Annotated in this window: 10 protein-coding genes; 7 read left to right on the forward strand and 3 right to left on the reverse strand. The window is 57.6% G+C overall.

Annotation, left to right across the window (positions count from 1 at the left end; genetic code table 11):
* Positions 1–4: 4 nt before the first annotated feature.
* The 5 genes from C5Y96_RS00350 (at position 5) to C5Y96_RS00370 (ending at position 6,977) form a co-directional block, all read left to right on the forward strand.
* Positions 5–1,717 (forward strand): AMP-dependent synthetase/ligase, encoded by a 1,713-nt coding sequence (locus C5Y96_RS00350; protein WP_105349565.1) that lies wholly within the window; start codon positions 5–7, stop codon positions 1,715–1,717.
* 153 nt (positions 1,718–1,870) lie between these two features.
* Positions 1,871–3,808 (forward strand): acyl-CoA dehydrogenase family protein, encoded by a 1,938-nt coding sequence (locus tag C5Y96_RS00355; RefSeq protein WP_105349566.1) that lies wholly within the window; start codon positions 1,871–1,873, stop codon positions 3,806–3,808.
* Positions 3,809–3,844: 36 nt separating this feature from the next.
* Entirely contained in the window at positions 3,845–4,531 is a 687-nt protein-coding gene (gene ispD / locus C5Y96_RS00360) for a 2-C-methyl-D-erythritol 4-phosphate cytidylyltransferase (protein ID WP_233198672.1), read from the forward strand.
* A gap of 107 nt (positions 4,532–4,638) precedes the next feature.
* Positions 4,639–5,925: a tyrosine--tRNA ligase gene (tyrS, locus tag C5Y96_RS00365; RefSeq protein WP_105349576.1), complete on the forward strand. Its 1,287-nt coding sequence runs from the start codon at positions 4,639–4,641 to the stop codon at positions 5,923–5,925.
* 317 nt (positions 5,926–6,242) lie between these two features.
* Positions 6,243–6,977: a hypothetical protein gene (locus C5Y96_RS00370; RefSeq protein ID WP_105349568.1), complete on the forward strand. Its 735-nt coding sequence runs from the start codon at positions 6,243–6,245 to the stop codon at positions 6,975–6,977.
* On the opposite strand, the gene C5Y96_RS00375 is transcribed toward C5Y96_RS00370, so the two are convergent.
* The 3 genes from C5Y96_RS00375 to C5Y96_RS00385 all read right to left on the reverse strand — a co-directional run bounded on the left by C5Y96_RS00375 (position 6,926) and on the right by C5Y96_RS00385 (position 10,886).
* The gene (locus C5Y96_RS00375; RefSeq protein ID WP_105349569.1) at positions 6,926–7,297 is read right to left on the reverse strand and encodes a DNA polymerase ligase N-terminal domain-containing protein; all 372 of its coding nucleotides are present in this window, start codon (positions 7,295–7,297) and stop codon (positions 6,926–6,928) included. The two genes, C5Y96_RS00370 and C5Y96_RS00375, sit on opposite strands and share 52 nt — an antisense overlap.
* Positions 7,298–7,301: 4 nt before the next feature.
* Entirely contained in the window at positions 7,302–9,812 is a 2,511-nt protein-coding gene (locus C5Y96_RS00380) for a DUF11 domain-containing protein (protein WP_105349570.1), read from the reverse strand.
* Positions 9,813–10,013: 201 nt separating this feature from the next.
* Positions 10,014–10,886 carry a hypothetical protein gene (locus C5Y96_RS00385; protein WP_105349571.1) on the reverse strand — a complete coding sequence of 291 codons (873 nt, stop codon included), beginning with the start codon at positions 10,884–10,886 and terminating at the stop codon, positions 10,014–10,016.
* A gap of 369 nt (positions 10,887–11,255) precedes the next feature.
* Between C5Y96_RS00385 and C5Y96_RS00390 the strand changes: the two genes are divergently transcribed.
* The gene (locus C5Y96_RS00390; protein WP_105349572.1) at positions 11,256–13,145 is read left to right on the forward strand and encodes a hypothetical protein; all 1,890 of its coding nucleotides are present in this window, start codon (positions 11,256–11,258) and stop codon (positions 13,143–13,145) included.
* 164 nt (positions 13,146–13,309) lie between these two features.
* On the forward strand, positions 13,310–13,786 hold the full coding sequence (locus tag C5Y96_RS00395; protein ID WP_105349573.1) for a hypothetical protein: 477 nt from the start codon (positions 13,310–13,312) through the stop codon (positions 13,784–13,786).
* Positions 13,787–14,223 lie beyond the last annotated feature (437 nt).

A 14,223-nucleotide genomic window follows, 5' to 3' on the forward strand; every position in this document is an offset into this window, starting at 1 on the left:
TCGGATGGACACGGGGGAAGAGATCCAGCAAGCCGATTCGGTCGCGACCATCTTTTTAGAGCGAGTTCGCGTAGGGCCGAAATTGTCTGCGCTGTGGACGCGAACCGCCGATACCGCTTACCGAGCGACCACCTGGGAAGAACTTCTTCTCGAAGTTGCCAGCGTCGCGGATGCTCTCGAGCAACAAGGCGTGACCCGCGGCACGCGCGTTGTTCAGTTGAGCGAAAATCGCCGCGAGTGGATCGTGCTCGACCTGGCCCTGCAGTTTCTCGGGGCCTGGCATGTACCAATCAGCACACACGCTTCCCCCAGCCAGATTCGGCAGATACTCGATCACTGCGACCCGGCCATCATTGTGGTCGAGTCGACGCTGAAAGATGGTTGGATCGCCCAAGATATTACCGAGTCGGTCATCACAATCTCTTTCGACGATGACGGCAAGGCCTCGTCACGGGTCATGTCCAAGCTGGCGGACGCACCGACTTTGACCGCCCAGCATGCGCTGGCCGATTTACAGCGACGGGCGGAAAGCATCAATCCGGACGACGTCTGCTCGCTGGTCTACACCAGCGGGACGACAGGTCCACCGAAAGGAGTCATGCTGACGCATCGCAATTTGGCTTTCGATGCGTTGGCGGTCGTGCATGCGTACGAAGAAAAGCCGGCCGACAAGCGGCTCAGCTTTCTGCCGTTCAGCCATTTGTATGCTCGGACCTGCGATGTCTACACCTGGATGGCCCGCGGATCGCAGTTGGCGCTGGCCCATTCCCGCGAAACGATCCTGGCCGATTGCCAGGCGATTCAGCCAAAGCTGATCAACGGCGTGCCGTACTTCTATCAAAAGGTGGTCGAAGGGCTCAAAGCGAAAGGCAAACTCAATTCACCTGGCACACTGCAAACAGCGCTGGGTGGCGAAGTCCGCATGTGTGCCAGCGGTGGCGCTCCCCTGGCCGGCTGGGTGATCGAAGCGTTCGAGAAACAGGGCCTGACGCTCTTGGAAGGGTACGGCATGACCGAGGCCTCGCCGGTAATCTCTGTTTCGACCGAAGGAGCCCATCGTGCTGGCAGCGTGGGCATGAAGCTGGATGGCATTGAGGTCCGTATCTCTGAACAGGGAGAACTCGAAACGCGCGGCCCGCACGTGATGAAGGGTTACTACCACGACGACGAAGCCACGCGGCAAGTCATGGATGGCGACTGGCTACGGACCGGCGACATCGGCTTGATCGACAACGAAGGCTTCCTCTGGATCACGGGCCGGCAGAAAGAAATGCTCGTCCTTTCAACTGGGCGGAAGGTCAACCCGGCGGCGCTCGAACTGGCCATCGGTAGCGATCCGCTGGTGGCTCAGGTTGTGGTGTGCGGCGAAGGTCGCAAGTGCCTCTCGGCACTGATTGTGCCAGATCCCGAGCAACTACGCCGTCGAATCAAAGAGGCCCGATTGTGGATCTTTTCCAAACAGCAAGCCTTGCAGCACCCGACCGTTCGCGGTTGGTATCGCGATGCGCTCGACTGTCAGTTGGCCAACCGCGCCGACTACGAACAGGTCGGACCGTTCACCATTCTCGGTCAAGGATTCACCCCGTCGACCGGAGAAATGACCGCCAAACTAAGTCTTCGCCGAGATGCAATTGTGAAAAATTACCACGATACGATCGAGCAAATGTACAAGCCCCAGGAAGTGTCGCGGCCCTGGTGGAGGTTGTGGACGTCGTAATTGCTGGATTTGCAATAGGTTATGGATAGTTCTGGTGTCCTGTGGGAAGCCAGCCGAACGAAAATAAGGTAGAGTTAGGTAGCCAGGAAGCATTGCTAATGGGGGTGAGTCCCTCGTTACGCGTACACTCGAACCCCGGCAGGAGCAGCAGCCATGAGCAGTGACACGACCAAGCCTTCGGTTCCGGAAGAATCCCAGCCAGCCGAAGCACAAGAGACCTCGTTTGCCGAAACCGCGCTCAAGCTGGGTGGTAAGAGTGAAGACGAAGCGCGACGCACCGGGGCGATCGATTCGGCGGACGATCAAGTCGAAAAGCTCTTCCAGCCGCAGTATCAAACGGCCAACAGCCCCGCACATCGTGCGGTATGGGATCGTGGCATTCCCATCGAATTGTTCCAGGCCGATCCAATCGCGGCACCGCCGGAAATTCGCAAGGTAATGGACGATAGCTTGGAGGTCGTACGCGGCTTCCGAAAGAGCAAGACCATCACCGACGAGAAGGGCAAGATCCGCAACGAGGTCCTCCAGGGGCTGGCCGATGCTGGCTACTGGGGGTTGCTGGTCGATAAGAAGTACGGCGGCAGCGGCACGCCATTTCGGGCGTTCGCTCCGTTCCTCACCGAGATGGCGATGGTCGATCCGACCTTGGCCGGTCTCGCTTCGGTGCATGGCTGTATTGGTGCGGTCGATCCGGTCAGCACGTTCGGTAACGAAGAGCAGAAGCAACGCTACTTACCTAAACTAGCCAGCGGCGAAAAGCTTTCGGCGTTCGCTCTCACCGAACCATGTGCCGGCTCGGACCTGACCGCCCTACGGACGACTGCCAGGCTCGATGGGGACAGCTACGTTCTCAACGGCGAGAAGCTCTTTATCACCAACGTGGTGCCAGGGCGAACGATCGGCGTGGTGTGCCTCATCGACGAGGTTCCCGCGGTGCTGGTTGTCGATCTTCCGGCCGAAGAGAACGACAATTTCCAGCTGCGCAAGTACGGCATCTGGGCGCTGAAGCACACCTACAACCAAGGCATCATCTTCAAAGACCTACGTGTGCCGAAAGAGAACCTCTTGCTGCCCGGCAAGGGGAATGGCCTGACGATCGCCTATCACGGGCTCAATCTCGGTCGTATCAGCTTGTGCGCGAACGCGGCCGGTACGATGCGGCTGATGATGGCCAGCATGATTCCGTGGGTCCATTTCCGCGAAACATACGGCGAGCCGATCGCCAAGCGAGAACTGGTGCAGCGACGCTTAGGCAAGCTGGCCGGAATGATCGTGGCCTCCGACGCGCTGGTGGCCTGGTGCAGCACGTTGATCGATTCCGGTTACCGCGGCGAGATGGAATGCATCATTGCCAAGATCTTCGGTAGCGAATCGCAAAAGGAAGCGGCGATCGAGTTGTTCATGAAGACGCACGGCGGACGTTCGTTCCTGCATGGGCACATGTTCGGCGACAACGTCCACGAGTACCTCGCCCCTTGCATCTACGAAGGGGAAGGGGAGATGCTCGGCATGGCGTTCTTCAAGTCGCTGGTCAAGAAGCACGGTACGCAGTTCTTCGAACCGATCGGCAAGGCCCTGCACGAAGCCGGCATCAAGAAGCCGAACCCCCTCAATCCGGCACATGCCTGGGCACTCAAAGGGGCATTGGCACCTTATGCCAGTTGGATGATGAAGGAGTACATGGGAGGCAAGCCGCGTCCCAAGTTCCCGCAGATGCCGGACGACCTGAAGGCCCACGCCCAGTTCGCCGCCGATCGTCTGCAGGACATGCCGCTGCACATCTCCGGCACGATGCGCAAGCATCAGCTGAAGCTGGCCGATCGGCAGTGCCGTATGTCGTACCTGTCGGCCAATGTGCAGGACCTGATGACCATTCTGTGCACGGCGCTGTACGCGGCGAAGCAGGAAAACGAAACGATCCGCGCCGCGGCCGATATCGCCTGCCGCGACTTGAAGCGGAAGATCCTGCTCACCCGGCCGAGCGATCGCTACTTCCGCCGCGTGTCGGAAGTGGGGGGCATGGTTGCCGAAGGAAACTTCCCCGGCGTCAGCGCTCCCCCCGATGAAATCCTGATGCGGTATGATAAGTAACGCTTTGTTACTACCTTGCCAGGAAGGACCGTATCGGTGATTCACTTCAGTGTCATTCTGCCAGCCGCCGGCCGCAGCACGCGTTTCGGCGGCGGCGAGCTGAAAAAGGTCTACGTCCCCCTGCACGGTCAGCCGGTCTGGCTGCACAGCGCCAAGCGGTTCGCCACGAGGCCAGACGTTCGTGGTGTGGTGGTGGTCATCTCTCCCGATGACGAAGTCTACTTCTGCGAACAGTTCGCCGATGTCTGCGACCAGCTCGGTATTCAGATTGCCCTCGGAGGGGAAACCCGCACCGATTCGATCGCCAACGGGATCCGCGCGTTAAATTCCCCTGGCGAGTTCATCGCCATTCACGATGCGGCCCGCCCTGGGATCGACGACGCGATGATCGACGCAGTCTTTAACACGGCCGCCGGAAGTGGTGCCGCGATTCTCGCGTTGCCGGTACCTGGCACGCTCAAGCGTGTTTCGATTGAAGGAAAGATCGTCGAAACGGTTCCCCGCGAAGGGGTCTGGGAAGCGCAAACTCCGCAGGTCTTTCGGCGGCAACTGATTCTGGAAGCGTACGAAAAGTTCGGCAACGAGCCTGCCACCGACGATGCCAGCCTGGTCGAGCGGCTTGGCCACCCAGTTTCCGTGGTGCGTGGCGGGCTGAAGAATCTAAAGATCACCACCAAGGACGATCTGGTCGTGGCCGAGCAGCTTCTGGCTGACGTAAGTTGAACCTGGGGGTGAGTTTCGGTGTCGTCCCGTAGTTCCTTAGGGCAATTTTTCTTAGAATGCCGGTTTCACAAGGCAACCAAACCCTTAACGGTGGCGAACCTGGGCAGATGAACGATATTTTCGCAGAACTCTCGTGGCGTGGTCTGATCAATCAAACAACCGGGGACGACTCGTTCGGCACCTGGCTGAATGAGCAGCCGCGGACCGTCTACGCCGGGTTCGATCCGACGGCCGAGAGCCTGCACGTAGGGCACATGCTGCCGCTGATGCTGCTGCGCCGCTTTCAAGCCGCCGGCCACAAACCGATCGCCCTGGTCGGTGGTGCCACCGGCATGATCGGCGACCCCAGCGGGAAGAGCGCCGAACGCAATTTGCTGTCGGTCGAACAACTGCGGGCCAACGTCGACGCGATCAAAGTCCAGATGCGGCAGTTCCTCGACTTCGACGAAGCCGGCAGCGGGGCCGTGCTGGTCAATAACTTCGACTGGATGCAAAGCTTCAGCTACCTCGACTTCCTCCGCGATATTGGGAAGAACTTCCCGGTCAACGTGATGATGGCGAAAGACTCGGTCAAAGGGCGGCTGGAACGTGAAGACTCTGGGCTCAGCTACACCGAATTCAGCTACATGCTGCTGCAGGCGTACGACTTCGTGCACCTGTTCGACAAGCACGGCTGCACGCTGCAAATCGGCGGAAGCGATCAGTGGGGGAACATCACCGCCGGGATCGACCTGGGACGCCGCATGCGATCGGCCCAGCTTTTCGGCATGACCTGTCCGCTTTTGACCAAGAGCGACGGCAGCAAGATGGGCAAGACCGAGTCAGGTGCCATCTGGCTTTCGCCCGACCGCACCAGTCCTTACGCGTTCTACCAATACTGGATCAACGTCGCCGACGAAGATGCCGGCAAGTGCTTGCGTTTCCTGACCGAACTCGATCGCGAAGAGATCGAATCGCTCGATAAAGCTCGGGAAGAGGAACCGCACAAGCGGCAAAGCCAGAAGCGGTTGGCCGAGGCCCTCACCGAACTGGTACACGGCAGCGAAGGGGTTGCGAGTGCCCAGCGAGCCACCGAGATTTTCTTCGGAGGCGAGATCGACAACCTGAGCGATAAGCAGCTCATCGAGATCTTCGCGGACGTTCCCAGCCAAGAGTTGAGCCGCGACCGTTTGACCGCAGATGATGGATTGAACATCGTCGATGCGTTGGTCGAATCGGGGCTCTGCAAAAGCAAGGGAGACGCTCGTCGAACCATCTCGCAGGGCGGAGCTTACGTCAACAATCGTCGCGTGGAAGAGGGCGAGAGGCAACTGGCTACCGAAGACCTGGCCAGCGAAACGGTCATGGTCCTTCGCAGCGGCAAGAAGAAGTACGCCCTGCTGCGATTCGTTTAAGTCGCGATTGAGTGTCCTCTTGAGGGCAGGAGGCCCGGTCGAATGTAGCCAGGGGCGAAAGCACCTGGTAGTAAGTGAAAAACAAGCAAGGCCTGGCAGGGCACCCGAAGCAGTATTTGCTGAGTTTCGGTTGCCCTGCCAGGCCTTGAGAGCCTCTTGGTCAGATGCGTAGCTTGGAACAAAGCTGCTAGCGATGGCTCAATCCAAATTGACGCCTGGGCGGCAAACTCCTACCATTCCCCCAGGCGGTTCCTATTTGGGGTGGGGCATTCTCCCAGACGGCTAGGTCGAAATTGGCGAGGAAGAAAACGTTTTTAGTGGTGTTCGTTGGTGCGGCAGTGCTTATCGCGGCAGTGACCGGGGCGGTCTACAACGCCACGCAGCATGTGCCTGACTTCTACACCGAAGCCCTTTACGTCGAACCGACAACCGCTCACGAAACAGGCGAAGTCCTGGAAGAGCAAGTCTTTGCCTTTTCCAATCAGGTCAAAAAGCCCCGGCCCTGGTCGCTCAGTCTGACTGACAAGCAAATCAACAGCTGGCTGGCCGTCGACCTGAAAGAGAAGTTCCCCGAGCTTCTGCCAGAGCACATCCAAGACCCCCGCATCGCTGTGAAGGGGAAGGCGCTGCTGGTCGGGTGCAAGTACAACGGCCAGTCCCTCAATTCGATTCTGGCGGTGTCGCTCGACTGCTTCCTGGTCGAAGGGGAACCCAACGTCGTGGGGATCCAGCTTCACAACGTGACCGCTGGGGCGCTGCCGATTCCGATTGGGCAGTTGATTTCTGAAATCGATACCTACGCCACCAAAGCCAACATTCCGATCCGCTGGCAGCAGCGCGATGGAGACCCGGTTGCTCTGATCACTATCCCCAGCACCGGTAAAGAGATCGAAGGAGAGATCCGCATCGATGCGCTCGAATTCAAAGATGGCGAGATCTTACTTTCTGGCGAAACGATCAAGAGCGAGGAAGAACTCAAAGTCGAAGCGGCCGATGCAGATCAAGCTTCGCCAGTTTCTTCCCCACCGCCAGAGCCGCCGGCGGAATCTTGAATCTCCAGGATTAATCTTCCCTGGAGCCGCTGCCCTTGCAGGTGAACCGTGACAAGTTCGTTTTGCCGAATGATCCAACTGAAGGTTCCTTCGTCGGCCCGGGTTACTTCACCCCGGTTGCCTGTGATGGGGCCTTCGTAGTCGAGGTAGATCATCCGGTGATCGAAGTCGGGTACTGCTACCGCCGGTATGCCCATGCTGGGGAAACTCCACAGCGTGTAGGTCTTCAGCACATCCCCATCTTCGAGAAGCAAGTCGTAGTGATCCGGCTTCTCGGCACACTCTGGCGTAACGTGATGAAGTAGGGCGAAGCGAGGCATTACTTTAATATACGGTCGTATCTTCCTGGACCGAAACTCCCTGCGGCGATCGTTGGCTGCGAACTTCTGCCTTGACGATCTTCTTGCCTGGCGTGGCGGTCTGGATATCGACCTGGAAGCTGACGGATTCACCGGCCCTGAGGTATTGCAGCGGCTGCACCCCGACAGTCAGCCCATCAGGCGACTGCGATACTTGCGGATTCACCGGCCCGTTGAGTCGCAAAAAACGCATTCCTTCGCCCAGCCGCAGCATGATCTGCACGTTCTCGTCGTCGACGTTTCGGCTGTTCTTGATCGTCAGGTAGTAGCGAACGTTCTGGCCGGCTGGGATGCCGTCTTGCAGTTCGGTCATCGTTACTTCCAACTGGCCGGTAACTGGCTGGTTACCGCCAGCACCTGGTTGTCCGTTCTGACCGACCGCCGGTGGCGGTTCGGCTGCCGGTTGGCTAGACGGGGTGACCGTGGTGCAAGTCTGAGCGTTCTGCGATACCCCTTCGTCGGTGCGGGCCGAGATGCGATTGCATGCCTGACCTACCGGGCGGTTCGCCTGGCATTGAACTTCCAGGATCGCCTGTTGATTGGGCAGGATGCGTGGGAACGTCCAGATGACCTTGTTCTGTTCGTCGCGAGCCGGATCGGTGCGTCCCGTGATCTGGAACTCAGGATCGATCAGCTCTTCGACCACCACATTGGTCAGTGGCGTCGCACCTGTATTGGTTAACACTGCACGGAACAGGATAGGCTGACCTACTTCGCGGCTGGCTGGGGCTCGCAGTTCCAGCGTGAAGGTCGGTTCCGGTGGTGGCGGATTGACGGAAACACATGCCGTGGAAGACTTTCCTTGCACACCGTCGGCCGAAACGGTCAACCGGTGGCAGAAGCGACCAGGAACTTGGGTTTGGAAGTTCAAACGAATCGTCTTGGCCTGACCGATACCCAGCGTTCCCAGGTCGTTATACATGGGGCTCTGTTGATTCGGATAGATCAGACCGTTGTCGAACACATCTTCCAGTTTCATATTCGTCAGGGCGCGGTCTCCCGTATTTCGGATCGTCACTACGTACTCGACCGGATCTCCCACGGTGACCGCTTCAGGGCCGGTCATTTCCAGGTGGATCGCATCGACCGAGATCTGGGTGCTGGTGCAATCTTCGCTACGCAATCCTGGCTCGGCGGTGACGGTCACGCAGTTTTCCACGGTGCCGGATGTCTGCACCCGGGTAGTCAGCGAAATCTGACGGAAGCCGCGGGCCTCGAGATCGCCGATCGACCATTCCAGACGGTTACCGTATTGCTGTGCAGCGGGAACACTCGACTCATATTTCAAACCATCCGGCAGGATCACGCTGACCAAAGCATTGCGTGCCGCGACGTCGCCGCCGTTCTGCACGTTAATATTGTAAACGGCCTGGGCGTTGAACTCGGCAACCTGCGGACCGGTCATGTCGACTGCCAACTGCGGAGCACTCCAGGTCACGGTCGTCACGCCTGAACCGAGCATGAGGTTCTCGGCGTTGCTCTCGGGATCAAGATTCGGCTGAATGATGGTCACACGAACCTGCGCAGTCCCTGGCTGATTGGTCAATGGCGCGAGCTCGACCGTGGCGAAGCCGTTTGAGTCGCTACGCGTTTCGATCGGAGCACCTTGCTCGGCAGGGCGTCCATTGACCAGGAATGCGGAAGCAGGACCGTCGAGGACCTCGTATTGGACCTTCCAACCTTCCACCGGTTGGCGATTGGTTTGTCGGAGTACCGTGGTGGAGAGAACGGCCTTATCGCCCGCCGGAACAACTACCGCGGCAGGGAACTGCCACTGGGCATCGACCCAATAGATGGTGGCCGTCTGTTGGCGAGCTGGCCAGTTTTCAAACGTCGGGGCCAACGCCGTCACGCGGCTTACGCCGGGCGCGGCTGAACTGATCGACATCCAGGTTTGCCCCTTCAGCACACGCACGTCGTCGCCGGGAAGCTCGGTTCCGCGGTCGATGGTCTTATCGCAAAGCAGCGTGCTGCTGGTCGCGAAGTCAGGACCTTGAACGCCGTAGTCCCGGTTCGAGACCAGATCGAACATGTTCGAGTCCTTGCCTACTTCGGTGATGTAGCCGACGCTTTCACGCGACAAAATCCAGTTCACCGGGCGGCCTGCTTCGTGCAGGTGCTTCTTGCGATTCAGTCCGGCCACCAAAACGACTTCGGTACCAACCGGAGCCACCACGCGGGAAGGGGAAAGCTGGAGGGCCTCGGTATCGACAACGCCCTTGGGCGGTGCCGGCAGGGGAGTTAAAGGAGTGACGCCGGAAGCAGGGCAGGGGGAAAGGGGAGGTGGCTGCCGGAAGGCTGGCTGCTGGTTGAAGCAGCCCAGGTTGCATTCGACCGGAGTGGTGTCGTGCGTGAAGATACGCTGTCCAGTTGGATCGATGCGAGGAACGCGAAGCGGCGCGCAGCCGGAGCTGACGATCGCAATCCATAGCGTCGTAAGGAGCAACGTTCGCTTCGTGCTAGTTGACCACCGCATGACTGTTTCCAAAATTGGGACGTGGAGTTCCCTACGCAGCTTGCCCAGAATGACAAGCCGTGAAAACTTAGCACGCGGTTAGGCAACATGCGGCTTTTTTTCATCATGCGATGTTGAGAAAAAACAACGCGACCCGTGCAGTTACGCAAACTGCACGGGTCGAAGTGGTTATTCAGATTGAAAGGCCTGCGGCCCAGCTGGTTAGCGGTTACGAGCGAAGATACCCGTGGCGTACCAGATACCGTTGCGGCCTCGCTTCATGTCGTAGCCGTAATAAACATTGCTGTCGCTGACGGCCGACCAGTGGCCCGACGAGTGTCGCCAGCTGCGAACGCATTCGATCGCGGCGTCTTCCAGTCGCTGACCTGGCCAGCTTTCGGCACAAACTTCGGTGGGAACCAGGCCACCGGGAAGCTGCGCCTTGATTTGGTGGAACCGCGATTCCCACTGGTGATGTCCCTGCAGCTGCATATTGGCCTGGTTGCGACTATGTCGAAACGTTTCGAGGGCCAGCAGTCGGCGGAAGATGCCTTTGGTGCTGCTGGGCTTTTCCGGATGCATCCGCACGGCGTAGATCAATGTCCGCTGCGTCAGCGATCCAGGAGGCAAAGTCAGAATGACTTCCATCTCTTGCACGGTACGTCCCTGGGCCGAACGGAAGTTGAACTGGCTGACCACCTGTCCGTACTGCGAAGGGTCGTTGTTCGTGTAATCGATGATTGCGATCCCGGCACTTCCGTACATGTAGCTGAACGCACCATGATTCAAGACACGCGTTGGCTTGCCATCGACCTTCACGTTGGCATCCACGGAAAGCTTCGCCACGACGTAGTTTTCCAGCAGTTGGCTGACGCGACGATCGGTGAGGACTTCGTTTTCAAAGCGCGTGGCCGCGTTCGATTCATCGCTGAAGACGATGAATAACATCTTCTTATCTGCCGAAGCAGCTTTCACGGCACTCGAATAATCGTCGTGCCATTGCAGTTCCGAGGTTTCCGCTGTTGCGGTACCGTTCCAGCTCGCAAGCAGCAAGAGACTGGCCAGCAGGCAAAGTGAGCGAAGTGAATTGTTCATGGAGATCGGGGGAGGTTAAAGGGAGCGATATCGATGGTAAAGCTTCCAGCATTTAGGCAGAAAAAGCTGGATATACCGGTCAAGTTGTTTACGTAAAGGTAAGTGGGTCAGTTGTAGCAGTCAATCTACTAGTACCGTCATGGACACCTGAGAGATGGAATTTCCTCAGATCTTTGCTGTGACGTTAAAATGGGTAAATGGCGAATTATAGAAAAAGGATGTGGTCTTGGAATTGTTTGTGTATTAGGCGGCTTTTCGAGAGAATGCTGGCGATGAAAGCTTCACGAGATCACCTAATCGGTATATCTTGTGGGCTGCCTAAACCTCACAAACCGTATTCAGCCCCTTCCCCCACGGATGAGGAACATCATGATTTGGAATCTACGGCGTACGGCGGCGCACAGTTTTGTGATCCTGGCTTCAGGATTTCTCATTCTCACAGGCAATGTCCTGGCTCAAGAGCCGACTCCTGCTGGTGATTTGACCCAGTCGATCGAAAACGCAAAGTCAGGCTTCAAGCCGGTTACTTCCGAGGATGTCGCTGCGGCTAAATCTACGCTGCAAGCCAAACTCAACTCGCTGCAACGCTTGCTTTCCAATGGTTCGTCCGAGAACGAAAAAGCTTGGAAAGACTATCTGCGCTGGGATGACCTGCAGGCTCAGCTGTCGGCCGAAAAACCGGACATGCGAACCTTGGAAGAAATCTACCTGAAATTTAAGGGGTCGTATGCGGGCCTTGACAAGCGGCAAGTGATCGAGGCCCGTCAGGCCCTGCGCACGTACATCAACCTGGCCTATTTCTCGCAGGTCGATAAATACAAGCAACTGTTCGATATGCAGATAAAATCGCTTGCTGATGCGGTAAAACGCTATTCGAACATGGCCACCGGAGACGATGCCCGCGCGATCGGCGCGATTCTCGGCTGGCTCGAACAAGGCAACCAGGTGCCCTCTTCCGTCAAAACGATCCGAAATAAATTGGATCAGCCCAACCTCTATGCTTCGGTTTCCCGTGAATTGATCGCCGGTGGTATCCGTCGCCCAGTCGATCAGGTGAACCCTGTGCACGAAATCATCCTCGGTACGAACGTCCGGGGAACGGCACACATGGTGGGTGATGTCGACGTGAACCTGGTGCCCAGCAAGACCAAAGGGCTCATCGAGCTCTCGCTGACCGGTACCGTCTCGTCCGACAATGTCGGCGTGAACGGACCTGCGACGATCTACTCGACCGGCTTCAGCACCATCGGGGCTTCCAAGCTGCTAAGCGTCGACAAAGACGGCCTGACGGCCAATCCGTCGGTCGCCAATGCCGACACCAGCACGACCTTCAACGCGATTTGCGCCAAGATGAAGCTGGTGCAGAAGATTGCGACGAAAAGGGCTTATCAGCAGAAATCGCAGGCCGAAGCGATCGCTTCCGATCGTACCGAATTTCGGATTCAGAATCGCTTCGATAACGAAACGAAAGATCTCGTCGCCGATGCCAACAATCGGCTGAAGGAAAAGCTATACCGCCCGCTGATCGGTCGCGATGAATTCCCCGACGCAATCAACGTTTCGACCACCACCGACCATCTGAATCTGGAAGTGATGCAAGCCAGCCAGTCGCAGTTGGCCGCCCCTGGTCCTGCTCCGGCTACCGAGGACAAAGAGGCCGACCTGACGCTGAAACTGCACGAGTCGATCGTCAACAACTACGGCGAAACGTTTCTGGCCGGTGTGAAGCTGACCGACGAGAAGTTAGTTGAACTGCTCAAAGAACGGGGTGCCGAGATTCCCGAAGAACTGCAGATCACGCCGGATACCGATCCCTGGTCGATCACGTTCGACTACAAGAGCCCGATTCAGGTTGTCTTCGATAACGACACCGTCAAGATCGGCATCCGCGGGCGGCAGTTTACCCGCGGCGACAACGAAGTGAATCGCACCATCGCCATCAGCGCCGATTACAAGATCGAAAAAGGGGAAAGCGGTACCCTGCTGACGCGAACCGGCGACGTCGTGGTCGATTTCCCCACCCAGGAACGCCTGGGCCCACTCGATCTGACTGCCAAGACCTTCCTGCGAAAGAAGTTTGAAGCAGTCTTCAAACAGGAGATCGTTGGCGAAGGGATCAAGCTCGAAGGCCAGTGGGAAAAGGCCGGTACCCTCCGCATTTCGTCCCTGGCCGTCACGCCAGGATGGTTTGTGGGAAGCTGGCGTCTGGAAGCTCCCACGCCAACCGCTGCGACGGAAGTCACTTCTGTGGTAGACTAAGCCGCGTCGCGAGTTTTCAGTGTGAAGTGGTTCAGTTTTCAGTAAGAGACGCGTTCGACCATGAACCGTGTCTTCGCTTGCCGTGGCCAATCGGTCTCGAAGCTGATCTCCTCACTGAAAACTGAACAATGAAAACTTCCAACCAAAGCTCCGAAGGAGCGCTCATGGACCGCTGGGTAGAAATTCAATTCGACTGTCTTCCACTGCGCAGCATCGATCGGCTCGATATTCCGATGGATGCCTCGCCGAAGTTTCAGGAGCATTGTCTGCGGGTGAAAGCGGCTATGGAGAAGCATGGTTCGCACAACACGTACTACCTGCACAACGCCAAGTGCACCTACCACCTGCTGAATCACCCGGTCGACGGCATGATTCAGTTCAAGTTCCACGGCACCGTCATGACCGACGCCGACGACATGACCACCCGCGGCAGCGATCTGGAAGTGGAACTAGTCAAAGAAACATGCACCTGGCTTTCCGAACCAATCGTCCACTGGTTCCAGGAAACCGTCCAGCGCAGTGTCGCCGTCGAATTCGACCATTACATCCAAGCCGGCGACCTGAAGAAAACCGAAGAACGAATCGCCAAGATCAAAGCCGAAAGCGAATCGGACGAAGGCTTCATGGGGATGTATCTGTAGGCGGGCGATGGTAAGTCGCTCGATCTGCTCGGAAGAGAACCGCGGATTACGCTGATAAGAAGACGGCAAGCGAAAGTCTTCCGTGTGCCACTGTCCTCTGGCCAGTGCTCTTATAGCTTGATCGAGAATGGTAACCGTGTACCCATGACGCACTGGCCAGAGGACAGTGGCACACCAGCGAACCAAGTACCAACGGAACAATTCGAAAAATCATCCGGGTGCCACGCCCAAGTCCGCTTGGGCGTGCGAACCAGGTACCCGCTCTCTCACATTTCAAGAGAAAGACCATCCGCGTAATCTGCGGTTAAACTCCTTCCTCATCGCGCGTCCTCTTTTCTAGTTACAAACCGACTTTCTCGCCCGTTTTCCCCCAAATAAAAACTTCCCAAAATCACGCCAACAAGCCTGTACATGAGTACACACAGGCAGGTATCTTA

The sequence above is a fragment of the Blastopirellula marina genome (genome assembly GCF_002967715.1).
In the GTDB taxonomy this organism is placed as follows: domain Bacteria; phylum Planctomycetota; class Planctomycetia; order Pirellulales; family Pirellulaceae; genus Bremerella; species Bremerella marina_B.

Coding starts and splice junctions, on each gene's coding strand:
- C5Y96_RS00350 (WP_105349565.1), top strand. CDS start 5: ATGGACACGGGGGAAGAGATCCAGCAAGCCGATTCGGTCGCGACCATC.
- C5Y96_RS00355 (WP_105349566.1), top strand. CDS start 1,871: ATGAGCAGTGACACGACCAAGCCTTCGGTTCCGGAAGAATCCCAGCCA.
- tyrS (WP_105349576.1), top strand. CDS start 4,639: ATGAACGATATTTTCGCAGAACTCTCGTGGCGTGGTCTGATCAATCAA.
- C5Y96_RS00375 (WP_105349569.1), bottom strand. CDS start 7,297: ATGCCTCGCTTCGCCCTACTTCATCACGTTACGCCAGAGTGTGCCGAG.
- C5Y96_RS00380 (WP_105349570.1), bottom strand. CDS start 9,812: ATGCGGTGGTCAACTAGCACGAAGCGAACGTTGCTCCTTACGACGCTA.
- C5Y96_RS00385 (WP_105349571.1), bottom strand. CDS start 10,886: ATGAACAATTCACTTCGCTCACTTTGCCTGCTGGCCAGTCTCTTGCTG.
- C5Y96_RS00390 (WP_105349572.1), top strand. CDS start 11,256: ATGATTTGGAATCTACGGCGTACGGCGGCGCACAGTTTTGTGATCCTG.
- C5Y96_RS00395 (WP_105349573.1), top strand. CDS start 13,310: ATGGACCGCTGGGTAGAAATTCAATTCGACTGTCTTCCACTGCGCAGC.